Source organism: Streptomyces sp. NPDC085937 (assembly GCF_044540535.1).
In the GTDB taxonomy this organism is placed as follows: Bacteria; Actinomycetota; Actinomycetes; order Streptomycetales; family Streptomycetaceae; genus Streptomyces.
This window is the reverse complement of sequence record NZ_JBITSH010000001.1, coordinates 789948-814977: the sequence shown is the minus strand read 5'-3', so window position 1 is coordinate 814977 and position 25030 is coordinate 789948. Positions and strand designations below refer to the sequence as shown.

The 25030-nt window shown below is 74.2% G+C and carries 17 protein-coding genes; 6 read left to right on the top strand and 11 right to left on the bottom strand.

The genetic code is table 11. The annotated features are described in order from the left end of the window. Positions 1–142: 142 nt before the first annotated feature. Both purH and purN read right to left on the bottom strand, forming a co-directional pair. Entirely contained in the window at positions 143–1729 is a 1587-nt protein-coding gene (gene purH / locus ACIF8S_RS03535; RefSeq protein WP_399997043.1) for a bifunctional phosphoribosylaminoimidazolecarboxamide formyltransferase/IMP cyclohydrolase, read from the bottom strand. Beyond that, positions 1726–2367 carry a phosphoribosylglycinamide formyltransferase gene (gene purN, locus ACIF8S_RS03530; protein ID WP_037641175.1) on the bottom strand — a complete coding sequence of 214 codons (642 nt, stop codon included), beginning with the start codon at positions 2365–2367 and terminating at the stop codon, positions 1726–1728. The genes purH and purN overlap by 4 nt, the downstream gene beginning before the upstream one ends. 387 nt (positions 2368–2754) lie before the next feature. Between purN and ACIF8S_RS03525 the strand changes: the two genes are divergently transcribed. Continuing rightward, the gene (locus ACIF8S_RS03525) at positions 2755–3519 is read left to right on the top strand and encodes a hypothetical protein (RefSeq protein WP_399997041.1); all 765 of its coding nucleotides are present in this window, start codon (positions 2755–2757) and stop codon (positions 3517–3519) included. A 42-nt stretch (positions 3520–3561) separates the two neighbouring features. Here the strand turns inward: ACIF8S_RS03525 and ACIF8S_RS03520 are convergent, their stop codons facing one another. Continuing rightward, positions 3562–5304 (bottom strand): DUF6350 family protein, encoded by a 1743-nt coding sequence (locus ACIF8S_RS03520; RefSeq protein ID WP_399997039.1) that lies wholly within the window; start codon positions 5302–5304, stop codon positions 3562–3564. A 96-nt stretch (positions 5305–5400) separates the two neighbouring features. On the opposite strand from ACIF8S_RS03520, the gene ACIF8S_RS03515 reads away from it, so the two are divergent. Continuing rightward, positions 5401–6711: a helix-turn-helix domain-containing protein gene (locus ACIF8S_RS03515; protein ID WP_399997038.1), complete on the top strand. Its 1311-nt coding sequence runs from the start codon at positions 5401–5403 to the stop codon at positions 6709–6711. A gap of 122 nt (positions 6712–6833) precedes the next feature. Here ACIF8S_RS03515 and sucD read toward each other — a convergent pair whose 3' ends face one another. From sucD to ACIF8S_RS03485, 6 genes are all read right to left on the bottom strand, one after another. Continuing rightward, positions 6834–7718: a succinate--CoA ligase subunit alpha gene (gene sucD / locus ACIF8S_RS03510; RefSeq protein ID WP_033272382.1), complete on the bottom strand. Its 885-nt coding sequence runs from the start codon at positions 7716–7718 to the stop codon at positions 6834–6836. A gap of 27 nt (positions 7719–7745) precedes the next feature. Continuing rightward, positions 7746–8927, bottom strand: coding sequence for an ADP-forming succinate--CoA ligase subunit beta (gene sucC / locus ACIF8S_RS03505; protein WP_399997037.1), 1182 nt, complete (start codon positions 8925–8927; stop codon positions 7746–7748). A gap of 563 nt (positions 8928–9490) precedes the next feature. Beyond that, positions 9491–10681 carry a hypothetical protein gene (locus ACIF8S_RS03500; protein ID WP_399997036.1) on the bottom strand — a complete coding sequence of 397 codons (1191 nt, stop codon included), beginning with the start codon at positions 10679–10681 and terminating at the stop codon, positions 9491–9493. A 175-nt stretch (positions 10682–10856) separates the two neighbouring features. Beyond that, positions 10857–12038 carry a VWA domain-containing protein gene (locus ACIF8S_RS03495; RefSeq protein ID WP_399997035.1) on the bottom strand — a complete coding sequence of 394 codons (1182 nt, stop codon included), beginning with the start codon at positions 12036–12038 and terminating at the stop codon, positions 10857–10859. Positions 12039–12067: 29 nt separating this feature from the next. Continuing rightward, on the bottom strand, positions 12068–14452 hold the full coding sequence (locus ACIF8S_RS03490) for a DUF5682 family protein (protein WP_399997034.1): 2385 nt from the start codon (positions 14450–14452) through the stop codon (positions 12068–12070). Beyond that, the gene (locus ACIF8S_RS03485; protein WP_399997033.1) at positions 14449–15600 is read right to left on the bottom strand and encodes an AAA family ATPase; all 1152 of its coding nucleotides are present in this window, start codon (positions 15598–15600) and stop codon (positions 14449–14451) included. Before ACIF8S_RS03485 ends, ACIF8S_RS03490 begins: the two co-directional genes overlap by 4 nt. A 132-nt stretch (positions 15601–15732) precedes the next feature. On the opposite strand from ACIF8S_RS03485, the gene ACIF8S_RS03480 reads away from it, so the two are divergent. Together ACIF8S_RS03480 and ACIF8S_RS03475 are read left to right on the top strand one after the other, a co-directional pair. Continuing rightward, positions 15733–16845 (top strand): hypothetical protein, encoded by a 1113-nt coding sequence (locus ACIF8S_RS03480; RefSeq protein WP_399997032.1) that lies wholly within the window; start codon positions 15733–15735, stop codon positions 16843–16845. A 124-nt stretch (positions 16846–16969) separates the two neighbouring features. After that, entirely contained in the window at positions 16970–18607 is a 1638-nt protein-coding gene (locus ACIF8S_RS03475) for a DUF5691 domain-containing protein (protein ID WP_399997031.1), read from the top strand. Positions 18608–18927: 320 nt separating this feature from the next. On the opposite strand, the gene ACIF8S_RS03470 is transcribed toward ACIF8S_RS03475, so the two are convergent. Continuing rightward, positions 18928–19344 carry a cobalamin B12-binding domain-containing protein gene (locus ACIF8S_RS03470; protein WP_024883274.1) on the bottom strand — a complete coding sequence of 139 codons (417 nt, stop codon included), beginning with the start codon at positions 19342–19344 and terminating at the stop codon, positions 18928–18930. A gap of 392 nt (positions 19345–19736) precedes the next feature. Between ACIF8S_RS03470 and ACIF8S_RS03465 the strand changes: the two genes are divergently transcribed. Together ACIF8S_RS03465 and ACIF8S_RS03460 are read left to right on the top strand one after the other, a co-directional pair. Beyond that, positions 19737–20606 carry an esterase/lipase family protein gene (locus ACIF8S_RS03465; RefSeq protein ID WP_399997030.1) on the top strand — a complete coding sequence of 290 codons (870 nt, stop codon included), beginning with the start codon at positions 19737–19739 and terminating at the stop codon, positions 20604–20606. Between the two features lie 180 nt (positions 20607–20786). Further along, positions 20787–22475 (top strand): M23 family metallopeptidase, encoded by a 1689-nt coding sequence (locus ACIF8S_RS03460; RefSeq protein ID WP_399997029.1) that lies wholly within the window; start codon positions 20787–20789, stop codon positions 22473–22475. A 56-nt stretch (positions 22476–22531) separates the two neighbouring features. Here ACIF8S_RS03460 and pcrA read toward each other — a convergent pair whose 3' ends face one another. Then, positions 22532–25015, bottom strand: coding sequence for a DNA helicase PcrA (gene pcrA, locus ACIF8S_RS03455; RefSeq protein WP_349790878.1), 2484 nt, complete (start codon positions 25013–25015; stop codon positions 22532–22534). Positions 25016–25030: the final 15 nt, after the last annotated feature.

Here is a 25030-nt window from a genome sequence, read left to right as displayed (position 1 = left end):
CACCTCGCCCGCCGGGGCCCGGGGCCCGCCCCCCCCCCCCGGGGGGGGCCCCCCCCCCGGCCCCCCGGGGGGGCCCGGCCCCCCCCGCGCCCCCCCCCCGGGGGGGGGGGGGGCCCCGGGGCCCCCGCCCCGCTCCCGCGCGTCAGTGGAAGAAGTGCCGCGTGCCCGTGAAGTACATGGTCACGCCCGCCTTCTTCGCGGCCTCGACGACCAGCTCGTCGCGGACCGAACCGCCGGGCTGGACGACGGCCTTCACGCCGGCCTCGGTGAGGATCTCCAGGCCGTCGGGGAACGGGAAGAACGCGTCCGAGGCGGCGAAGGAGCCCTGGGCCCGCTCGGCACCGGCCCGCTCGACGGCGAGCTTCGCGGAGTCGACGCGGTTGACCTGGCCCATGCCGACGCCGACGGAGGCGCCGTCCTTGGCGAGCAGGATCGCGTTGGACTTCACCGCACGGCACGCCTTCCAGGCGAAGGCCAGGTCGGCCAGCTCGGCCCCGCTCAGCGCCTCGCCGGTGGCCAGCGTCCAGGTGGCCGGGTCGTCGCCCTCGGCCTGGAGCCGGTCGGTGACCTGGAGCAGCGCGCCGCCGTCGATCGGCTTGACCTCGACCGGGGCGGACGGCGCCTCGGGGGCGCGCAGCACGCGGATGTTCTTCTTCTTGATGAGCGCCTCCAGGGCGCCCTCCTCGTAGTCCGGGGCCACGATGACCTCGGTGAAGATCTCGGCGACCTGCTCGGCCATCTCCTTGGACACCGGGCGGTTCACCGCGATCACGCCGCCGAAGGCGGACAGCGGGTCGCAGGCGTGCGCCTTGCGGTGCGCCTCGGCGACGTCCGCGCCGACCGCGATGCCGCACGGGTTGGCGTGCTTGATGATCGCGACGGCCGGGGCGTCGTGGTCGTACGCGGCACGGAGCGCGGCGTCCGTGTCCGTGTAGTTGTTGTACGACATCTCCTTGCCGTGCAGCTGCTCGGCCTCGGCGAGACCGCCCCCCGCGGCGGAGCCGCTGCTGGACACAGTCGAGACGTACAGCGCGGCCGGCTGGTGCGGGTTCTCGCCGTAGCGGAGGGTGTTCTTGCGCTCCCAGGTGGCGCCGAGGAAGTCGGGGAACTGCGAGTCGTCCACCGGGGCGTACTCGGACGCGAACCAGCTCGCGACGGCGACGTCGTACGCGGCCGTGTGCTGGAAGGCCTCGGCGGCGAGCCGCTTGCGGGTGGCGAGGTCGAAGCCACCGCCCTGGACCGCGGCGAGGACGTCGCCGTAGCGGGCGGGGCTGGTGACGACGGCGACCGACGGGTGGTTCTTGGCGGCGGCGCGGACCATCGAGGGGCCGCCGATGTCGATCTGCTCCACGCACTCGTCGGGCGTGGCACCGGAGGCGACGGTCTCGCGGAACGGGTAGAGGTTCACGACCACCAGGTCGAACGGCTCCACACCGAGGTCCTTGAGCTGCTGCTCGTGGTCGGCGAGGCGCAGGTCGGCGAGGATGCCGGCGTGGACCTTGGGGTGCAGCGTCTTGACCCGGCCGTCCAGGCACTCGGGGAAGCCGGTCAGCTCCTCGACCTTGGTCACGGGGACGCCCGCGGCGGCGATCTTCGCGGCGGTGGACCCGGTGGAGACCAGCTCCACCCCGGCCTCGTGCAGGCCGCGCGCGAGATCCTCGAGGCCGGTCTTGTCGTAGACGCTGACGAGCGCCCGTCGGATGGCCCGCTTGTTGCTCTCGGCGGTCACTGGATAACTACCTTTCGTCCCTCGATGCGATAGCCGTTGCGGGCGAGGCGCCCCACGACCTCGACGAGCAGCTTTCGCTCGACTTCCTTGATGCGCTCGTGCAGAGCGCTCTCGTCGTCCTCGTCACGGACCTCCACCACGCCCTGCGCGATGATCGGCCCGGTGTCGACGCCGTCGTCGACGAAGTGGACGGTGCAGCCGGTGACCTTGGCGCCGTACGCGAGCGCGTCCCGTACGCCGTGGGCTCCCGGGAAACTGGGCAGCAGGGCGGGGTGGGTGTTGACGAACCGCCCGCCGAAGCGCGCGAGGAACTCCTTCCCCACGATCTTCATGAACCCGGCGGACACCACGAGGTCGGGCTCGTACGCGGCGACCGCCTCGGCGAGCGCCGCGTCCCACTCCTCGCGGGCCGGGTGGTCCTTGACCTTGCACACGAAGGTCGGCAGCCCGGCGCGCTCGGCCCGGGCCAGCCCCTCGATGCCCTCGCGGTCGGCGCCGACCGCGACGACCTCGGCCCCGTAGGCGTCGGGTCCGACGGCCGCGATCTCGTCGAGGAGCGCCTGCAGGTTGGTGCCGGATCCGGAGACCAGCACGACGAGACGACGCCTGGCGCGCTCGGCCACGGGCTTGGCGGCCACGGTGGGGCCCTTTCTCGGGGAGCGTCTGTACGGTCGGCGGCACAGCGCTTTGTACATTCCTACGAATGCTTCGCGCCCCCTGATACGGGGAAGCCTACGAAGCGGCCGACCGGCAGCAACGATACCGGCACTCCCGACGGGCCCCCACGGGACGGGGGCCTGGCCGGAAGGTAGCGTCTGGTGGGAGCCGGCCGGGGTACGCCGGTCCCTGGACGCCGGGGCGCACGGGAACGCCGACCGCGCACCGATCGTTCACAGGGCGACGGACCCGGGCCGCGCGGAGCTGACGGGAACGCACCAGCTCACAGCTCAGTCGTAGTCGATACGTCGTGCGAGGCGGTCACGCCGGACCACGCCGTGCTTCACAAAGGGGAAGACGCTCACTTGATGCCGGACCGCAGCCTGCGACTCCTCACGTTCCCCCAGCAGTCGGCCCAGGGAGGGGAGCGTGGCGCCGTGCTGCTGCGGGAGCGCCCCTCCTCGCCGCCCGACGCCCCCCGCGGCGACGGCGACGACGGCCGTGACGGCCAGGGCCAGGACGACAACCCGTTCGCGCCCCCGCCGGAGGGCACGCCCGACCGCCCCTGGCAGCCCCGGCACCCCTCGGGCGGCGAGGACGGGGGCAACCGCTCCCCGTGGGGCCGCAACTGGAGCGACCGCCAGCCCGGTCGCTCCTCCGGCGGCTTCGGCGAGCGCCCGCGCGGACCGGAGGGCCAGGGCGGCGGCGGCCAGCCGGGCCCGGGCATGCGCTGGGACCCCACGGACCCGGCCCAGCGCCGCGCGCGCTACGCCCTGCTGGGCGGCATGTGGGCCTTCTTCTTCGCCCTCTTCAGCTGGACGTACCTGGCGTTGCTGCTGGGTGCGCTGGCCCTCTACTGGAGCATCAGCGCCCTGCGCGCCAAGCCCCGCGGTCAGGACCCGGACACCCCGGCGCCCGAGCGGCAGAAGGCCCGGCCGCAGACCACGGCGGCGGTGAGCGGCCTGGTCACGGCGTCGCTGGCGCTGGTTCTGGTGGCCGGGTCCTTCACGGCCCGCCTGGTCTTCAGCGACTACTACGAGTGCACCAGCGACGCCCTCACGCAGCAGGCCCGCCAGTCCTGCGGCGAGCACCTGCCGGAGTTCTGGCGAGGGCTGCTGGACGAGGAGAGCTGATCCGGAGGACCGCTCGAAGGCTGCCGAACCCCGTCCGTCCGCTCACGCGGGAGGGCGGGGTTCTCCGTTCGCGGGGGCCGACCGCCACTGACGTACGTCGAGCGCCGAGGGCGGACCGTCGTCGTGGCCGGGGAGCGGGCAGGGGTCGTCGTCGTCCGGATCCAGCCCGGGCAGGTCGGAGGGTCCGCGCGGGGGCACGGGGTCCGTCGCCGCCGGGACGGGGGACTGCTTGTCGTGGCCGGGTGCGGACCGCGGACGGAGGGCGGCGATGCCGTCGTGGTCGTGGTCGTCGTCGTGGTCGTAGTCGTGGTCGAGCAGCAGGTACGGCTCGTCCGGGGCGACCGCTGCGGACGTACGGGGGGTCCCGGCGCGGCGCCGGGTGAACCAGCGGCCGCGGGAGCGCCGCGTCCGGTCGACCGCGCGCGGGAGGACCGGACGGCGCGGCGCGGGGGCACGGCCCGGACGGCCGTCCCCCCGCCGGCACAGCCGCCGGCGGCGCCAGGCCCGTACGGTCAGGGCGCTGACGGCCGCCGTCAGCGCGATCCACACCACCGTCGCCGCGCCCACCTGCCACCACACCGGTCCGAACCGGGCGAGCGCCTCCGTGCCGAGCGGTCCGCCCGCCAGCCCGGCGAGCAGCGCCAGCAGCACCCCGCACAGCCCGGCCGCGAGGGCCGCCGCGCCCGCGGTCCGGCCCGGCGTCCAGGCGGCGGCGGGCGGTCCCCCGCCCCTCGCGGCCCCGCGGCCGACGTACCGGCCCACCACCGCACCGGCCGCCAGCGGCACCGCCCCGGCCGCCCAGTGCACCGCCGTGCCCGCGCCCGGGTCCGGCACCGCGGCCAGCAGCGGAAACGGCGGCAGGAGCGGCGCCGCCCCGGAGGCGAGCGGCGTCACCGGGGCTCCGGCGCCGAGCAGGAAGCCGGGGCCGAGGGCGTAGGACGCGGCCCACACGGCGGCGTTCGGCAGCAGGGTGAGGCAGAGCAGCCCCACCGCGAGCCACCCCGACCAGCCCTCGGTCAGCCGCCCGAACGCCGAGCGGGTCCGACCGGCGTGCGCGCCCAGCGACACCGCCAGCAGCACCGCCCCGCCCGCGACGAGCACCACCGCCCCGGCCGCCGCCGCCCGCGCCGCGACACCGGGGCGGCCGTCCGGCCCCAGCACCAGATGGCGTACGCCCCGGGGCAGGAGCGCGCCCAGCAGCTGCTCCAGCGGCCCGCTCGGCCGGCCGTACGCGGTCCACACCCCGGTCCCGGCCGCCACGACGGCGACCAGCGGCACGCACACCGCCGTCCACGGCCACGCGGGACGCAGCGCGCCGCCGGCCGCGTAGAGGGCGGCGGGGGCACAGACGGCGAGGTAGCCGAGGACGACGCCGGTCCACGCGGTACGGCCGGGGACCAGCCGGGCGTGGTGACGGGCGCCCCCCTCGGCGGCGTCGCGGGCCGCCCGGTGCAGCAGCCACAGCGGCACCACGAGGAGCAGCAGCGGGGGCACGCCCATCGGGGCGGGGCCGCCGGAGAGGGTGTCGACGCGGACCAGCTCGGCGCCGTGCGCGAGCAGCCACAGCGAGGTCGCGACGTGCAGGGCGCCGCCGGGCCCGCTGTCGGGGTAGGGCGAGCTGACCCACAGCAGCATCACGAGGACGGTGCACGCCGCGAGGCCCAGCCCGGCGGCGAGGGCACCCCCGACGAGCCCGGAGGCCAGCCCCGGCGAGCGGTGGCGCATCCGCAGGAGCAGGGAGGCCGGCAGCGAACGGCGGACGGTCGTCTGGATCACGCCCGCCATGCTCCCAACGACACGCGCTTATCCGGCGTAACGAGCGAAGCTCGGCTGTGTCGCTCAATATACGTTTATGTACTTTTCTGTACTGAGGGACGCCCAGTGACGCGGAGCCCCGCCCATCCGCTCCCCCCGCCCAGGGAACGCCGACGCCTGCGTGAGGCGGGCTCGCTGACGCGCGCTCAGCTCGCCGAACGGGTCGGCGTACGGCCCGACACGGTGCGCGCGTGGGAGTCCGGCCGCAGCACACCGCGCGGCCGGAACCGCAAGGCGTACGCGGAACTGCTGGCCGGCCTCAAGGCGACGGCGGACGGCGGGACGGCGACGGAAGGCGGGGCGGCGGAGGACGCGGTGGCGATGGCGATGACCGGGGCGGCGGAGGACGCGGTGGCGATGGCGACGGCCGGGGCGTCCGCCGAGCCGGTGGGCCGTCAGAAGGGTGAGGCAGCCGTTGTGGTGACGGTGCGTCCGGAGAGGACGGGGGGCGGCGGCACCGACGCCGCGGGGGCACCGGACCCCGGGGCGTTCGTGCTGGAGCCGCCCGGGACGGGGCCCGTGGGCGAACGCCAGGCCCCCTCGTGGGCGCGGTCCGCCGCGGGCTGCGAAGCCTTCCCGTACCTGACGCCCGCTCAGGCCTTCGACGCGCTGTACGCGTACTGCGCCCCCGCCCTCGTCCGGCAGGCCTATCTCCTGACCGGCCGCCGCGACCTCGCCCACGAGTCCGTGGAGAGGGCCTTCCAGCGGGCATGGGACCACTGGCCCGAGGTGGCCCGCGACCCGGACCCGGCCGGCTGGGTGCGGGCGGCGGCGCACGAGTGGGCCCTCTCGCCGTGGCACCGGTTGCGCCGCCGCTACCGGCACCCCGAGCCCCCGCCTCCGGAGGAGGACGACCGCACCCTCCTCGAGGGGCTGCTGAGCCTGCCGCCGCCCTACCGCCGCACGCTCGTGCTGTACGACGGCGTCGGCCTCGACCTGCCCGAGACGGCGGCGGAGACGGAGGCCAGCACGCGGGCGACGGCCGGGCGGCTGATGTACGCGCGGGAGACCCTCGCCGCCCGCGTGCCGGAGCTGGCCGACCCTCGGGAGCTGCACCACCGGCTGGCCGAGCTGGCGTCCACCGGGCGGCTGCGGGCGGCGGAGCCGTCGGCGGTGCGCGGCGGCAGCGAGCGCCGGGCCCGCTTCTGGACCCGCGCGGCGACGGCCTTCACGGTCGTGCTGATCGGCGCCACGGCGCTGACGCTGCACACGGCTCCGACGCACTACGTGCCGCCCGTGCCTCCGGGTGAGACGGTCCAGGGCGTCCCGCCGCGGGTGGCGCCGGGACCGCTGTCGGACGACCGCCGCGAGCTGCGCGACCGTCTGCGCGAGGCCCTGCACCACGGACCGGAGCGCCTGACGCCGCAGGCCCGCTGAGCCCGGGCCGCGAAGGGCCGCGCCGGGCAGGGCAGGGCAGGGCAGGGCCGGAACGACGGGTGGGCCCGTCCCCAACTGCGGGGAACGGGCCCACCCGTTCGGTGCGCTGTCGCGCCGGCGGGTCAGCCGGCGAGGATGGCGCGCGCCAGCTTGGCGGTCTCGGTCGGCGTCTTGCCGACCTTGACGCCGGCGGCCTCGAGGGCCTCCTTCTTCGCCTGCGCGGTGCCGGAGGAGCCGGAGACGATGGCGCCGGCGTGGCCCATGGTCTTGCCCTCGGGCGCGGTGAAGCCCGCGACGTAGCCGACGACCGGCTTGGTCACGTTCTTCGAGATGTACTCCGCGGCACGCTCCTCGGCGTCACCGCCGATCTCGCCGATCATGACGATCAGGTCGGTCTCGGGGTCGGCCTCGAACGCGGCGAGCGCGTCGATGTGCGTGGTGCCGATGATCGGGTCGCCACCGATGCCGACGGCGGTCGAGAAGCCGATGTCACGCAGCTCGTACATCATCTGGTACGTCAGCGTGCCGGACTTCGAGACCAGGCCGATGCGGCCCGGCTTGGTGATGTCGCCCGGGATGATGCCGACGTTGGACTGGCCCGGCGTGATGATGCCGGGGCAGTTCGGGCCGATGATCCGGGTCTTGTTGCCCTTCTTGCCGGCGTACGACCAGAAGGCGGCCGAGTCGTGCACGGCGATGCCCTCGGTGATCACGACGGCCAGCGGGATCTCGGCGTCGATGGCCTCGACGACCGCGTCCTTGGTGAACTTCTCCGGCACGAAGATGACGGAGACGTTGGCGCCGGTCTTCTCGATGGCCTCCTTGACGGTCCCGAAGACGGGTACCTCGGTGCCGTCGAAGTCCACGGTCTGACCCGCCTTGCGCGGGTTCACGCCGCCCACGACGTTCGTGCCGTCACCGAGCATGAGCTTCGTGTGCTTCATGCCCGTGGCGCCGGTCATGCCCTGGACGATGACCTTGCTGTCCTTGTTGAGCCAGATAGCCATGGTGTGTTCTGTCCTCGTCCTGAGTGCTTACTTGGCGGCGTGGGCCAGCTCGGCGGCCTTGTCGGCCGCGCCGTCCATGGTGTCGACGCGCTGCACCAGCGGGTGGTTGGCGTCGGTGAGGATCTGCCGGCCGAGCTCGGCGTTGTTGCCGTCGAGGCGGACGACGAGGGGCTTGGTGACCTCCTCGCCGCGGTCCTCCAGCAGCTTCAGGGCCTGCACGATGCCGTTGGCGACCTCGTCGCAGGCGGTGATGCCGCCGAAGACGTTGACGAAGACGGACTTGACGTCCGGGTCGCCGAGAATGATCTCGAGGCCGTTGGCCATGACCTGGGCGGAGGCGCCACCGCCGATGTCCAGGAAGTTGGCCGGCTTGACGTCGCCGTGCTTCTCACCGGCGTACGCGACGACGTCCAGGGTGCTCATGACGAGACCCGCGCCGTTGCCGATGATGCCGACCTCGCCGTCGAGCTTGACGTAGTTGAGGTTCTTCTCCTTGGCGGCGGCCTCGAGCGGGTTCGCCGCGGCCTTGTCGTGGAGCTCCTCGTACTCGGGGTGACGGAACTCGGCGTTGTCGTCGAGCGACACCTTGCCGTCCAGGGCGATGACCTCACCGGAGGCGACCTTCGCGAGCGGGTTGACCTCGACGAGGAGGGCGTCCGACTTGATGAAGGTGTCCCACAGCTTGATCAGGACGTTGGCGACCTTGTCCGCGACCTCGGCCGGGAACTTGGCGGCCTCGACGATCTCGCGGGCCTTGGCCTCGTCCACGCCGTCGATGGCGTCGATCGCGATCTTGGCGACGGCGTCCGGACGGGTGGCCGCCACCTCCTCGATCTCCATGCCGCCCTCGACGGACGCGATGGAGAGGAAGGTGCGGTTGGCACGGTCGAGGAGGAAGGAGACGTAGTACTCCTCCAGGATCTCCGGGGCCGTCTCGGCGATCATCACCTTGTGGACCGTGTGGCCCTTGATGTCCATGCCGAGGATGTCGGTCGCACGGGCCACGGCCTCGTCCGCGCTCGCGGCCAGCTTCACGCCGCCGGCCTTGCCGCGGCCACCGACCTTCACCTGGGCCTTGACGACGGACTTGCCACCGAGACGCTCAGTGGCTGCGCGGGCCGCCTCAGGCGTGTCGATGACTTCACCGGCCAGCACCGGTACATCGTGCTTGGCGAAGAGGTCCCTCGCCTGGTACTCGAACAGGTCCACGCGCTTCCGTCCCTATCAGTGATCTCGCGGTTCGTTGGATGCGTGGGCGTGCCGCGAAGGGCAACGTGACGTCCGCTCTGTCACAAGGGAGGCGCACACGGTGTCCGAGCGCGCGGCATGTCCGTCTCGCAGGTTATCGCCGCATGGGTGACCTCTCTAAATCGCGAGTCACACGTGAGCGGTGATACCTGTCACATGATGTCGGCTTCTCCGGCACGGCGTGCCAGACGTGAGGGGCCTCACCGGGCTGGGGTTGACCCGGTGAGGCCCTGCCGAACAACCCGGACGGGCCGTGAAGCCCTGATCCGGGGTTGCGGGGCGGCCGGCCTCCATTCCCCAATGGGGGCCGGCCTCCCCTCCGCGAGGTCGCCGCCGGACGAGCCGACGGCTTTCGGCTGTCCGGGTCCTTCCCCGCGGAGTCCTTTGTTACCCGTGAGTCAGGAACGGGTGACAGGCGGGTGCGCGACCAGGGACATCGGGAGCGGCGGTCCACGGCGGTTTCGGCCGGGACAGGGTGAATGTCCGTACGGGTGCGCGCCCGCGCAGAGGGCGGGCCGTACGGCCTAGGCGGGCGGGACCGGGACGTCCCGCGTGTGGTCCCGCGTCCCGGGGGCGTCGGCGCGCACGGTGGCGCCGGGCACGAGCCGGGGCGTGGGGCGGTGGTGGGCGGGGACGGCACCGGTGTCGCCGTGCCGTGCGGTGCCCCGATCGACGGCGGAACCGCTGCCGAGGGCCCCGTCGGGGGCGCCTCCGGCGGGAGTCCGGAACACCTGCGGCGAGCTCGCCCGGGCGACGGGGGCGGTGTGCTGCCCGTCGGGGCGGGGGGTGGGGCGGGTGCCGGGGGGTGTGGCTACGGGCGCCGCTGCGGGGCCGTGGGTGGCGGGGGTGAGCTGGGCGCGTCCGTCGGGGATGGGCGCCACGGTCGCCCGGGCCGTGGGTGCTTGGGGGCGGCCGACCGCGTCGGCCGCGGGAAGGAGACGCACCGGGAGACCGGGAAGGTGCGGGACGGGCACGGTCACCGTGCCCGCGCCCAGCTTCTCCGTCACCCCGCGCACGAGCTGCCCGACGGGGCGCAGCACCTGCCCCGCGACGGGCCGCAGAACCGGCTCCGCGACGGACCGGACGATGCGCTGCCCGACCGGCCGCGCCACCTGATCCACGACGGGCCCGACGACTCGCTGCCCGACAGGCCTCACGACCTGATCCGCGGCGGGCCGCACGACCTGATCCACGACGGCCCGCACGACGTGGTCCGCGGCGGGCCGCAGGAGCCGCCCGGTGACGGGAGGGGCGAGCCGTTGCGTGGTGGGCGAGGTGAGCTGCTCGGCAGCGGGCCGGACGGCCGGTTTCGTGGCCGGACGCACCGCCGGCTTCACCGCCGGCCGCGCGACCTGTTCACGGGCGGGACTCGCCATCCGCTCGCCGGCCGTCGGCACCACCGGCGCCTCCATGGCACGGCTGCCGGACCCGGCCCCGAACCTCACGCCCCTTTCGCGCGCAGCGCCCCGCACCGCCCCCTCGGCCCGTGACCGGGTAGGCGCGGCCACATCCGTACCCGGCGCTGTCAGGGCGTCGACAAGTGAACGGACGCCCTCCGTGTCGACCCGTACCGGTCCCGCGCCGGAGGGGAACCGTTGCTGCGGCGGGCCGTCCGCCGCGGCGGCCCGCTCCCCGCACAGCAGGCCGAGCAGGAACACCGCGCCCGCCACCAGCGCCAGCCGGACGGCACGCCGCCGGGCCGCCGCGCGCACCACGCGCGCAGCGGCCCCGGCTACGGCTGCTGCTGGCCAGGTCGACAGGGCGTTCCCTCTCCGGACTGCGGGACCACCGGGCATCTTCACGGGTCCTCGATCGAACGCCCCCGATCCTTGCACGCGACGCCCGAGGTCCCGCAAGCCCTCCGTCACCGATGGGCACTCATGTCCCTTTTCACGGGCGGGAGTCGGATCCGTCCCCCGTGTCCGGTGCCGGCAACGGCCGCTTCTCGATCGCCGCCGCCATCACCTCCGGGAACAGATCGGGGGTGCAGGCGAACGCCGGTGCGCCCAGCGCCGCGAGGGAGGCGGCGTGCTCCCTGTCGTACGCCGGCGCCCCCTCGTCGGACAGGGCGAGCAGCGACACGAACTGCGCGCCCGACGCCTTGATCGCCGCGACCCGCTTGAGCATCTCGTCGCGTATCCCCCCTTCGTAGAGGTCGCTGATCAGGACGACGACCGTCTCCGCGGGGCGGGTGATGCGAGACTGGCAGTACGCGAGCGCCCGGTTGATGTCCGTACCGCCGCCGAGCCGGGTGCCGAAGAGCACGTCGACGGGGTCGTCCAGCCGCTCGGTGAGGTCGACGACCTCGGTGTCGAAGACGACGAGGCGGGTGGAGACCGACCGCATGGACGCGAGGACCGCCCCGAACACCGAGGCGTACACGACGGACGCCGCCATCGACCCGGACTGGTCGACGCAGAGCACGACCTCCTTCTCGACCGCCCGCGAGGCGCGCCCGTGGCCGACGAGCCGCTCGGGCACGACCGTGCCGTGGTCGGGGAGGTAGTGCCGGAGGTTGGCCGCGACGGTGCGGTTCCAGTCGATGTCCTGGTGGCGGGGCCGGCGGACGCGGGCGCCGCGGTCGAGGGCGCCGGTGAGGGCGGCCCGCGTGCGGGTGGCGAGCCGCCGCTCCAGGTCCTCGACGACCGTGCGCACGACCGCCCGCGCCGTCTCCCGCGTCGTCTCGGGCATCGCCTTGACCAAGGACAGCAGGGTGCCGACGAGGTGCACGTCGGGCTCGACCGCCTCCAGCATCTCGGGCTCCAGCAGCAGCGTCCCGAGCCCGAGCCGGTCGATGGCGTCGCGCTGCATGACCTGGACGACGGAGGAAGGGAAGTAGGTGCGGATGTCCCCGAGCCAGCGCGCCACCGAGGGCGCCGACGCCCCGAGTCCTCCCGTCCGCTCGCGGCCCGCCCGCGCCGTGTCGTCCTTGCCGTAGAGCGCGGTGAGCGCCCCGTCCATCGCGGCGTCCTGCCCGGACAGGGCGTGCCCGGTCCCGTCGGCCGTGTCCCCGCCGAGCACGAGCCGCCAGCGGCGCAGCCGCTCCCCCGCCGGGTCCGCCGTCCCCGTCATGCGCGCCTCCCCCGTCACCGGCTCCCCCGTCATCGCGGCACCTCCGCCCGTTCCGTCAGGGCGTCCTCGTCGTCCCCGTCCGGTCCCAGCAGCAGCCGCAGCACCGGCAGGACGGCGTCCGCCCGCGCGCCGTCCAGGCCCGGCCCGAAGCCGGGCGCCCCGGCCGTCGCGTCCGCCGTACGGCCGTGTCCCCCGGGTCCACGGCGCACCAGTTCGCCGAGCGTGCGCCGTACCCCTGGCTCGTACGCCGAGAACGTCCGCCGCAGCAGCGGCAGTACGTCCGTGAACGCCTCCGCCGGGACGCCCGTCAGCCACCGGTCGACCAGGCCGAACAGCCGCTCGTCGTGGACGAGGAGCAGCCCGCCGCCGGGGCCGCCGACGAACCCGTCGATCCACGCGGCCGCGTGCGCCGGGGGTGTGCCAGGTGACAGCACGAGCCCCATGAGCCGCGCCGCCTCGTCCTGCGCCAGCTGTCCCTCGTCCAGCAGCAGCCGCACGGCCCGGCCGCGCAGCACCCCCGGGACGGTGTCCCGCGCCGACAGCTTCCGCAGCACGGACCGCCACCGCTCGCGCAGTCCGCCGCCCCCCGCCGCGGGGGTGTCGCCGAGCAGGCCCAGCGCGCCGTGCACCGCGTCGACATGGCCCCGCATCTCCTCGGCCGCCTCGGCGTCCAGGGAGACACAGGCGGGCGGCAGTCCGACGAAGACCCGCCCGGCGAGGCCCGCGGCGACGTCGGTGAGGGCCTCGGTGTCGGTGCCGCGTACGTCGCCGTAGCGCAGCGAGCGGACCAGGGCGGGGAGGGCCTGGGCGAGGTGGGCGACGTCCGCGTCGAGAGCGGCGCGGTCGGCGAGGACGCGCATCACCGTCGGCAGGGCCCCGGGCAGGGCGGCCAGCAGGCAGTGCTCCGCGAGGCCGGTGACGTCGGCGAGACCGTGCGCGGCGATCGCGTCGGCCTCCGCCTTGGCGGTCGCGGCGGCGAGCACGGTCGTCCCCCACACCCCCGCCTCGGCGGCCCGCACGGTCAGCTCCGGCTCCCAGCGCAGCCGCCAGGTCTCCCGGAAGGTGCCCGTGCCGCCGCGCGAGGCGGCCGGCCGGCCCCAGGGGATGCCGAGCAGCCGCAGCCGATGCAGCAGCCGGCTGCGCTCGGCGTCGGTGTCCTTGCGCAGATCGAGGTCCAGCTCCCGCTCGGCCGCCTCCGGTTTCAGCCGCAGCCGGCGCCGGGTCCGCTCCAGGTCCCGCTGCAACGGCACCGCGGGCACGGTGGGGGGCACCTCCCCCAGCACGTCGCCGACGACCAGCCGGTCGTGCACCAGCGCCAGGGGGACGTCGGAGCCCTCGCACATCACCGCCCGTACGGCGTCGGTGGCCTCGCCCAGGCCGGGAAGTGGACGTCCGCGCAGCGCGGCGAGGGTGTCCGCGAGCCGCACGGCCTCGATGACGTGCCCGGGCGAGACGGTCCGGTCCTCGGCCCGCAGCAGCCGCGCGACCTTGGTCAGCCACCGCTCGACCGGCCGGTCCGGGGCGTCGAACAGGTGCGCGTACCACCCCGGGGAGGTGACGCCCGCGCCGTACCCGCCGGCCCGGGACAGCCTGCGGTGCGTCCACGGCACCCACGTCATGTCCGTCTTCACACGGGGCAGGCCCTTCAGCAGGGCCCGGTCCTCCGTCACGGTCGTACGCTGTCGCAGCGCCGGTACGTGCCAGGCTCCGCAGACCACGGCCACGCCGTCCTCGAACTCCCGCTGCGCGTCCCGGATCCGCAGCCGCATATGGGCCTCGCGGATCAGGTCCCGGCCGTGTCCGCCGCTGCCGTACTCCTCCCGCAGCGCCGTCATGGCTTCCTCAAGGGCCGTGAACGGAGCGAGCACGTCACCCTTGCCCGCCCCCCGGTGTTCGACGACGTCCTCCCACCAGCGCTCGGCGTCGTCGTACCCGGCGGTCTCGGCGAGCACCCCGAGTGGATCGATCCGCACGTCCTCGTCCGCGGACCCGGAATCTGACTCGGCTCCCTGCTCCGGACCGTCCACCCCCTCCGTTCCGCCCCCTCCTGCCTCTTCCTCTTCCTCCCGCTCCCAGGCCAGCGTGTGGGTGGCCGGCAGGTCGATGAAGCGGGCGGGCACCCCGTGCTCCAGCGCCCAGCGGAGCGCCACCCACTCCGGGGAGAACGCGGCCAGTGGCCAGAAGGCCGACCGGCCGGGCTCGTCCACGGCGTGGGCGAGCAGGGCGACCGGCGGGCGCATGTCCTCCTCCGCGGCCGGCGGGATCAGCGGGTCGGCCTCGGGCGGTCCCTCGATCAGCACCACGCGCGGCCGGACCCCGTCCAGCGCGGCCCGCACCGCCCGCGCCGACCCGGGGCCGTGGTGCCGCACCCCGAGCAGCAGCGGCCCCGCCTCCGGTGCCTCCGAGCCGTTCACGCACCGACCTCCCGGCAGGCCCGGTAGAAGTCCGCCCAGCCCTGGCGCTCACGCACGACGGTCTCCAGGTACTCCTGCCAGACGACCCGGTCCGCCGCCGGGTCGCGGACGACCGCGCCGAGGATGCCCGACGCGACGTCACCGGCCCGCAGCACGCCGTCGCCGAAGTGGGCGGCGAGGGCCAGCCCGCCCGTGACGACGGAGATCGCCTCGGCGGTGGACAGGGTGCCGCTGGGTGACTTCAGCTTGGTCCGGCCGTCGGCGGTCACGCCGTCGCGCAGCTCGCGGAAGACGGTGACGACCCGGCGGATCTCGTCGATGCCGTCGGGCACGGCGGGCAGGTCGAGCGAGCGGCCGATCTGCTCCACGCGGCGCGAGACGATGTCGACCTCCGCCTCGGCGGTCTCGGGCAGCGGCAGCACCACCGTGTTGAACCGGCGCCGCAGGGCGCTGGACAGCTCGTTGACCCCGCGGTCGCGGTCGTTGGCCGTGGCGATCACGTTGAATCCGCGGACCGCCTGCACCTCCTGCCCGAGCTCGGGTATGGGCAGGGTCTTCTCCGACAGGACGGTGATCAGGGAGTCCTGGACGTCGGCAGGGATGCGGGTCAGTTCCTCGACCCGGGCGGTCCTGCCCTCGGCCATGGCCCGCATCACCGGGCTGGGGACGAGGGCCTCGCGGCTGGGGCCCTGGGCGATCAGCCGGGCGTAGTTCCAGCCGTACCGGATGGCTTCCTCCGGGGTGCCGGCCGTGCCCTGCACCAGCAGGGTCGAGTCGCCGCTCACCGCGGCGGCCAGATGCTCCGACACCCATGTCTTGGCGGTGCCGGGCACGCCGAGCAGCAGCAGCGCGCGGTCGGTGGCGAGGGTGGTCACCGCGACCTCCACCACCCGGCGCGGGCCGACGTACTTCGGGGTGACGACGGTGCCGTCCGGCAGGGTGCCGCCGAGCAGGTAGGTGGCGACGGCCCAGGGCGACAGGCGCCAGCGGGCGGGGCGCGGGCGGTCGTCCTGGGCGGCCAGCGCGGCGAGTTCGTCCGCGAAGGCGTGCTCGGCGTGCGGGCGCAGGGTGTCCGCCGGCCGCGTGTCCGCGGGCGCGGAGCCGTTCCGCCTCGGGTCGACGGACGTCGGTTCTGCGGACACAGACATGGCTGGGTCCCCCCTCCAGCTCGGCCGGTTCGGATCTGTCACCCACCGTGCACCACGCCACTGACAATCGCCCTGACCTCGGCAGACGTCCGCTCCAACGCCACTGTCAGTGGCGGGACCTACCGTCGGGGCATGACTGATCAGGGGGTGCGCCGGACCACGGACCACGGGCCGGCACCGGCGTCCGACGGGGCGTCGGACGCGGTGTCCGACGGGGTGTCGGACGCGGTGTCCGACGGGGTGTCGGACGCGGTGTCGGACAGGGCGGGGACCCGACTCGCCGTGTCCGCGGCGCCGGCGGCGCTCGCGGCGTTGCGGCGGGCGGAGCGCCGGGCCGAGCGGATCACGGCGGGCGCGGCCGAGCTGGAGCAGCGCCTGGAGGATCTGCTGCGCGGCGGGCTGGCGTCGGCCGAGCGGTCCGGCCCCGCCCTGTGGGAGGAGACCGCCGCCCGCATGGTCGACGCCCAGGCACAGGGACTGGCCAACCGCGCACGGGAGTTGGGTGCGCTCCCGGCCGCCGGTGCGGGCGCCCCGGTACGGCTGCTGGAGGAGGCCGCGCTGCTCCACCTCCTCGCCCGGGCCTGGCTCCGCCGCGAGTGGCTGCCGGAGGATCTGGCAGCGACGGTCCGCTCCCGCGTGGGCCTGACCGCACCGGCGGACGGCCCCGCGATACGGGACGACTGGCTGGTGCTGGCCCGGTACGACCGGTCCGACGGCCACCTGACCACCCGTCGCGTCTGGCTGTACGGCGCGGGCTCTGGCCGTACGGCGCTGCTCCTCTCCTACGGTGCCGCGGGCCGCGCCCCCGACCTCGCGCTGCCGGCCGGGCTGGCCGTCGACGCGGAGCTGTCCGCGTATCCGGGCGCCGGACAGCCTCGGATGGCACTGGTCGAGCAGTTCGCGCCGCCCGCGCCGACGGCGGTGCGCCCGCCGGGTACGACCACGGCCGGGGCCCTCGCCCGTTACGGCGCGGCGCTGCGCGACGACCCGTGGTGCGAGTCGGTTCCGGTGACCCTGGACCGTGTCGTGCCGGTCCCGGACGGTGACGGCTGGCAGCTGGCCGACGCCGACGAGGACCACGCCCTGCCGATCGGGCCGGCGGGCCGGTCCCGCCCGGGGCTGTGGCGTCTGGTGGCCCTGTCCGGCGGGGCTCCGGTCCGGGTCTTCGGCGAGTGCGGCCCGCGCGGATTCACTCCTCTGGCGGCATGGCCGCAGGGACCCGGCGAGGCGGTTCCCCTGTGCTGACACGCCCTGCGGACCCCTCGGGGCCCGCCCGCCCCGGCACCCCCATGCATCTTTCGGACATCACTGGACACTCGGTGCGCGTGAGTCTTCGACCGCACCGGGACCCCCGTCGGAAAGGAAGCTCATGAGCAGGACGACCGCCGCCGTGGACGCGTCCCTCCCGGACCGCTGGGAGGAGCTGGTGACCACGGCTCTGCTGGGCACCGACCGGCGCACCCCGCCGGGTGTGGCACCCGGCCCGCAGGCGCCGTCGGCCCTGCTGGACGCGGCGGCCGTCGCGACCGTACGGCGCCGGGCCGGGCTGCGCCCCGCACCGGCCGCGGAGCGCCTGCGTCCTGCCCCCGAGGACCCGCGCCCCGCGCTGCCCCCCGCGGCGGCGCGCCGGCTCGCGGTGCTGCTCTCCGACCGGCCCGGCGCTTCCGGTGGCGGCCGCCGGGGCACCGCACCGGACCTCATGGAGCTGCTGCCCCAGTGGCTCCACGCGGCGAACGCCCGTGGTTTCGCGGCGCCCCCGCAGGCGCTGCCCGCCCTGCTGGACGCCGCGCGGGGCCGCACCGACCTGCGCCCGGCGACGCTCCGGTTCGCGGGCCCGCGCGCCCTGTGGCTCGCCCGGCTCAACCCGGACTGGCGTTTCGCCCTGCGCGCGGCCCCCGGCGGCAGCTCCTCCGCACCCGACCCGACGGACGCGGCAGGCGTACGGAGGCTCTGGCAGGAGGGTCTCTTCGCCGAGCGGGTCACCCTGCTCACGGCGCTGCGCTCCCGTGACCCGGCCGCCGCACGCGATCTCCTCGCACAGACCTGGGCGGTGGAGCGGGCCGAGGACCGGCTGATGTTCCTGGACTCCCTGCGCGCCGGGCTCCATCCGGACGACGAGGCCTTCCTGGAGCGGGCGCTGGCCGACCGCAGCCGCAACGTGCGGGCGACGGCGGCCGAGTTGCTGTCGGCGCTGCCCGGATCGGCGCTGGCCGCGCGGATGGCCGTACGCGCCGCCGCCTGTGTGGCCGTGGACCGCACGCGTGACGTGCCGACGATCGTCGTGGAGGCGCCGCCCGAGTGCGACGCGGCGATGGAGCGCGACGGAGTGGTGGCCAAGGCCCCGGCCGGCCGGGGCGAACGGTCCTGGTGGCTCGGTCAGTTGGTGGAGGCGGCACCCCTGGACAGCTGGTCGCGGCGGCTCGGCGGGCGGACGCCCGAGGAGATCGTGGCGTTGCCGGTGGCGGACGGCTGGCAGGACGAGCTGCACGCGGCGTGGTGCCGGGCGGCGGTGCGGCAGCGGGACGCGGGGTGGTCCCGGGCGCTGCTCGGGGAGCCCTCCGCGCCGGAGGCCGGCGGTCCGGGGGCGGTGTCCCTGGCCGAACGCGCCCGGCTGCTCGCCACCCTGGGCGCCGGCGAACGGGCGGTGTGGGTGGCCGGGTTCATCGAGACGCACGGCCTGTCCGAGGCGTTCCAGCTGCTCGGGGTGTGTGCGGTGCCCTGGGCCGCGCCGCTCGGGCGGGCCGTGGTCGACGCGCTCAACATCGCGCGGGACGCAGGGAGTTATCCATGGAGTTTCAGCGGAGTCATGGGCCTGGCCGAACGCTGCCTCGACCCGTCCGAGGCGAGCCGCCTCGACGCGCTGCTGGCGGTACCGGACGAGCCGGAGGACGCGGCACCCGGCGCCGGGGGCTACTGGTCCGAGGCGTTCCAGCGCCTGGTCACCACGCTGCGTCTGCGCGCGGCGATGCTGGCCGAGCTGACCCCGCCGCCGGCCTCGGCCCCCTGACGGGACCGGTGCGTCCCGCCACACCGCCGCTCACCGCCCACGCCGGCCAGGGCGACACCCCCGCCGCCGAGGGCCCGCACCGCCGAAATCCCGGTACGGGGCCGTCCACCGGTACAGGGCCGTCCACCGCCACGAGGACACGAACCGGCACCGCGGCACGGGCGCCCGAGCCGGCACGCGCCGACCCGCCCACGCCGAGCCTTCGACAGGGCCCCGCCCGTCACAGGTCCACGGGCCGCCCGCTCCGCCGGGACGACGCCCCGGCGGAGTGCAGTCCCGCTCGAGCGGGTTCGGCGGCGTCAGGCCACCCGGGGGCCGGCCTACGCCTCCGCGGGCTGACGGGCGTTCGCCCGCACCCAGTCCACGATGGACGCCGTGGTGGCACCCGGCGTGAAGATCTCGGCGACACCCTTCTCCTTCAGCGGAGCGATGTCGGCCTCGGGGATGATCCCGCCGCCGAAGACGAGGATGTCCTCGGCGTCCCGCTGCTTCAGCAGGTCGATGACCGCGGCGAAGAGCGTGTTGTGCGCGCCGGAGAGGATGGACAGGCCGATCGCGTCGGCGTCCTCCTGGATCGCGGTGTCGACGATCTGCTCGGGGGTCTGGTGGAGACCGGTGTAGATCACCTCCATACCGGCGTCACGCAGGGCCCGCGCGATCACCTTGGCCCCGCGATCGTGGCCGTCGAGCCCCGGCTTGGCCACCACCACGCGGATCGGACCGGCTGCCACACCCATCACTGCCTCCATGAAGCGATTACATCCATCCGTATCGACCAGTACCGCACACATCGCACGGACACCCCGGCCCCAACCGGCCGTGGAAGTGAACGAACGTTATCTCCAGCATCCCGCAACCGGCAGTTTCACGGTGCACAGGGAGGGGGAAATCACACGGTGGGACACGTCCGTCGCGCAGCGTTCCCGGGCCCGGTACACGAACCGAGTGCCCGTGCGACACAAGGACATCAGTGGGAACATGCGTTTAAGGGATGCGCCTCGAGGTCGACCCGCCGCCGCGCACCGTCCACGCGTCACCGGCGCGCGCGGCCGACCGCTTCCGGAGCGGCATCCCACGAGGGCACACGGGGGACGAGGCTGTCCCTCCACGTGCCGACAGGAGGTCGGCCATGAAGGTCACCCAGGCAGCTCTTCCGTTCCTGCCCCTCTGCCGGCGCCTCCTGCCGGCCCGGCTGGCGGATCTCTCCGTGACCCTGCTGAAGGCGACCGCCCTTGAGCTGGCGATCCTCGCGGGCCACGTCCTTCTCTATCCCGCCGGAATCGTCCAGGAGCGCCGCGGACCCGACCGCTCGGCGCTGCCCGCACCGGAGGGGACGGCGCAGCTGCCGGCCCAGGCCAAGCCCCCGGTCGTGCTGCTGCACGGCTTCATCGACAACCGCTCGGTCTTCGTCCTGCTGCGCCGCAGCCTCTCCCAGCACGGCAGGCAGCAGATCGAGTCACTCAACTACTCCCCGCTGACCTGCGACATCCGTATCGCGGCCGAACTGCTCGGCCGCCACATCGAGCAGGTGTGCGAGCGTACGGGCAGCACCCAGGTGGACGTGGTGGGGCACAGCCTCGGCGGCCTGATCGCCCGGTACTACGTGCAGCGGCTGGGCGGCGACCGCCGGGTGCGCACGCTGGTCACGCTCGGCACCCCGCACTCCGGCACCCGGGTCGCGCCCCTGGCCAACGCCCACCCCATCGTGCGGCAGATGCGCCCGGGCTCACCGGTCCTCGACGAGCTCGCCCAGCCCGCCCCCGGCTGCCGTACGCACTTCGTCGCGTTCTGGAGCGACCTCGACCACATCATGGATCCGCTGGAGACGGCGTGCGTCGAGCACCCGGACCTGACGGCGGTCAACGTGCGGGTGAGCGGTGTGGGCCACCTCGCGCTGCCGGTGCACCCTGCGGTGGCGACCGGCATACGACAGGCGCTGGACACGGCCCACCCGGGTGAACCGTCCGACGGACGGGCGAACGGCCTGACGGTCGCCTGAGGCGGCGGGGCGCTCGACACGCCCGGCACGCTCCTTCCGGGAGCAGGCGATCCTTCCCGTCCACAAGCGAACAACATCGGTCGGACACGGCCGACTTGCCGACGTCGAGGCGTCACAGTTTCGAACAATCGTCGAACATAGAGCCAAGACCGCGCCCGCCGACCGCCAAAACCCGACCGAATGCCCGTTTCCTGGGGCCGCGAAACCTGGGGAAGATTGTCGCGCCCGCATACCGCCGGGTACAGTCGCCGCACTGCTCTGGCAGCCCCTGTTGTCGAGGCGAAAGAGAAGTTGGTGAACGACCGTCACCCGTCGGGGACCATGACCCCGGCCCCGGCTTCCGATGCCGCCTCGGCGCCCTACGCGTCGTACGGCACGCAGGAGGCCCAGTACGGCGACGTCACCTCCTACGGCGGCTACGACGCCACGTACTACGGCACCGGCGAGCACACCGCCGGCACCTTCGCCGCCGACCCCCTCTTCGGAAGCCTCCCGGGCGACGATCCCGCCGCGGCCGCCTACACCACCGGTCACTGGTCGGTGGACGGCCAGGACACCGGTCACTACGACGTGTACGCGGCGCAGCAGACCTCCCCGTACGACACCGGCGGCCACGACGCCACCGCCTGGACCACCGGCCCGCAGCCGATGGCGGCCATCCCGCAACAGGGCGGCTCCCCCGAGAGCGGCCAGTGGGACGCGAGCGGATGGCTCCAGCCCGACCAGGCGGAACAGCCGGCGGACCCGACGCAGCAGTGGGACTGGGGTACGCAGACCTTCGACAGCGGCGTGTACGACGCCACGCAGTGGAACTCCGACGGCGGCGAGACGGCCGCGAACACGCAGGCCTCCGACACCTACGACCCGCAGACCGGCTCCTTCGAGCAGGAGACGTACGGCGAGGAGCCGTACGAGCAGGAGAACTTCGCGGAGGGGTCGTACGGACAGGAGTCCTTCGGCCAGGACGCGCCCGACCAGCCGTACGCCGAGGACGCCTACCGCGGAGAGCCCGGACCGGACGAACCCGGGGCCGGTGAACCGGCCGACACCGGCGAACTGCCCGCGGTGTCCCTGCTCGACGAGCAGGAGGAGGTCCTCCCCGCTCCCGCCCCGCGCGCCGCCTCGCGTTCCCGCTCCCGCCGCCGCCCCCCTCCCAAGCGTTCCGCGCTGCTGACGGTGGCCGTGCCCTCGGCCTGCGTGATGGGGGTCGCCGGCATCGCCGCGGCCTCGGTCGGCGACCTCACCGAGGACGGCGGCCAGGAGACCAGGACCACCGCCGCGGACGCGGCGCCGGTCAAGCCCTCCGCCGCCAACGTCAAGCTGGACACCCAGCTGGAGAGCCTCGCCGCCGGCGCCGACGACTTCGCCGACCGGGCCAGCCGAGCCCAGGGGCGCATCGACCTCAAGGCCCAGCAGGACGCCGAGCGCAAGCGGGCGGCCCAGGAGGCGGCCCGCAAGGAACGGCTCCGCCCGAAGTTCGCGCTTCCGGTGGCGCAGCACGGCCTCAGCGCCTACTACGGCCAGTCCGGCATCAACTGGATGTCCGTCCACACCGGTATCGACTTCCCCGTCTCGTACGGCACGCCCGTGCTGGCCGCGACCGACGGCACGGTGCGCACCCAGTACAACTCCGCCTACGGCAACATGCTGATCGTGACGGCGATGGACGGCACGGAGACCTGGTACTGCCACCTCTCCAGCTACCAGGTGCCCTCCGGGGCGACCGTCAAGGCCGGCGACCAGATCGCGTTCTCCGGGAACTCGGGCAACTCCACCGGCCCGCACCTGCACTTCGAGGTGCGCCCCGGCGGCGGCTCGTCGATCGACCCGCTCGCCTGGTTCCGCAGCCACGGCCTCGAACCGACGTAGGGCCCGCCGGGCCGGAGCGGACTCCGGCCCCGCGACGGGCCACCGGCCGGGCAGCCCTAGAGCTTCTCCACCGGCGCGTACCGCAGCAGCAGGCGCTTGGGCTTGGTGTCACCGAAGTCGATCGTCGCCTCCGCGTTCGCTCCCGTGCCCTTCACCGCGACGACCGTGCCCAGACCGAACTGGTCGTGCGTGACCCGGTCCCCGACGGCCACCGACACCACCGGCTTCTCCGAGGCGCGCCGGGTGGCGAACCCCGAGGCGCCCGACGCGGACGAACGGGAGCGGGACGACGACAGCGACGCCGCCACCCCGGACGCCGGACCGGACGACACCGGCGCGCTCGCGCCCGTCCGCTTCCACTCCAGGTGCGCGGCCGGAATCTCCTCCAGGAACCGCGAGGGCGGGTTGTACGACGGCTGGCCCCAGGCGCTGCGCAGCGTCGACCGCGTCAGGTACAGCCGCTCCCGGGCACGCGTGATGCCGACGTACGCCAGGCGCCGCTCCTCCTCCAGCTCCTTGGTCTGGCCGAGGGCGCGCATGTGCGGGAAGACGCCGTCCTCCATGCCGGTGAGGAAGACGACCGGAAATTCCAGGCCCTTCGCGGTGTGCAGGGTCATCAGCGTGATGACGCCGGAGCCGTCCTCCTCCTCGTCGGGGATCTGGTCGGAGTCGGCGACCAGGGCGACCTGCTCGAGGAAGTCGGCCAGTGTGCCGGTCTCACCCTCGGCGCGCTCCTGCTCGAACTCCAGGGCGACGGCAGCGAGTTCCTGGAGGTTCTCGATGCGGGTCTCGTCCTGGGGGTCGGTGGAGGCCTGCAACTCGGCGAGGTAGCCGGTTCGTTCGAGGATCGCCTCGAGCACCGTCGCGGGTCCCGCCCCCGACTCGACGACCGTACGGAGGTCCTCCATCAGGGTGTTGAACCGCTTCACCGCGTTCACCGACCGGGCGGCCATGCCGTACGCCTCGTCGACGCGGCGCAGCGCCTGCGGGAAGCTGATCTTCTCCCGCTGGGAGAGGGCGTCGATCATGGCCTCGGCGCGGTCGCCGATGCCCCGCTTGGGGACGTTGAGGATGCGGCGCAGCGGCACCGAGTCCTCGGGGTTGGCGAGCACCCGCAGGTAGGCCAGGACGTCCCGGACCTCCTTGCGCTCGTAGAAGCGCACCCCGCCGACGACCTTGTAGGGCAGGCCGACGCGGATGAAGATCTCCTCGAACACACGGGACTGGGCGTTGGTGCGGTAGAAGACGGCGACGTCGCCGGCCTTGGCCTCGCCCGCGTCCGTGAGGCGGTCTATCTCGTCGGCGACGAACTGGGCCTCGTCGTGCTCGGTGTCCGCCACGTACCCGGTGATGAGCGCGCCCGAGCCGGCGTTGGTCCACAGGTTCTTGGGACGGCGGGACTCGTTGCGCTCGATGACCGCGTTCGCGGCGGAGAGGATGGTCTGCGTGGAGCGGTAGTTCTGCTCCAGCAGGATCGTCGTCGCGTCCGGGTAGTCCTCCTCGAACTGGAGGATGTTGCGGATCGTCGCGCCGCGGAAGGCGTAGATCGACTGGTCGGCGTCGCCCACCACGCACAGCTCGGCGGGCGGCACCTCGGCCTCCGGCGGCACGTCGACGGGGTGCTCGGAGGCGCCTCCGACGAGCTCGCGCACCAGGGCGTACTGGGCGTGGTTGGTGTCCTGGTACTCGTCGACCAGGACGTGCCGGAAACGGCGGCGGTAGTGCTCGGCGACGTCCGGGAAGGCGCGGAGCAGGTTGACCGTCGTCATGATCAGGTCGTCGAAGTCCAGCGCGTTCGCCTCGCGCAGCCGGGACTGGTAGAGCGCGTACGCCTGGGCGAGGGTCTTCTCGAATCCGTCGGTCGCCTGCGCGGCGAAGTCCTCCTCGTCGATCAGCTCGTTCTTCAGGTTGCTGATCTTGGCGCTGAAGGACTTCGGCGGGAAACGCTTGGGGTCGAGGTCCAGGTCGCGGCAGACCAGGGCCATCAGACGCTTGGAGTCGGCGGCGTCGTAAATCGAGAAGGACGACGTGAAGCCGAGCTTCTTGGACTCCCGGCGCAGGATGCGCACGCACGCGCTGTGGAAGGTCATGACCCACATGGCGTTGGCGCGCGGGCCGACGAGCTGCTCGACGCGCTCCTTCATCTCGCCCGCGGCCTTGTTGGTGAAGGTGATCGCGAGGATCTGGCCCGGGTGGACGCCCCGCTCGGCGAGCAGGTGCGCGATGCGGTGGGTGAGCACACGGGTCTTGCCGGACCCGGCTCCGGCCACGATGAGCAGGGGGGAGCCGGAGTGCACGACGGCGGCGCGCTGGTTGTCGTTCAGCCCCTCCAGCAGCGCGGCGGCGTCGATCACCGGGCGGGGGGCGCCGTCGCGGTAGTACGCGTCCCGCTCCGGGGGCGCGTCGAACTTCCCGCCGAACAGGTCGTCCGGAAGGGGCTCCGGGGCGTGCTCGTCCTCGGGTGGCGGCGGGGGCTCGTCCGCGGGGCCCCGCTGGGCCTGGAGGTCCGCCAGGAAGCTGTCGTCAAAGAGGCTGCTCATCGCTCTCCGAGTCTA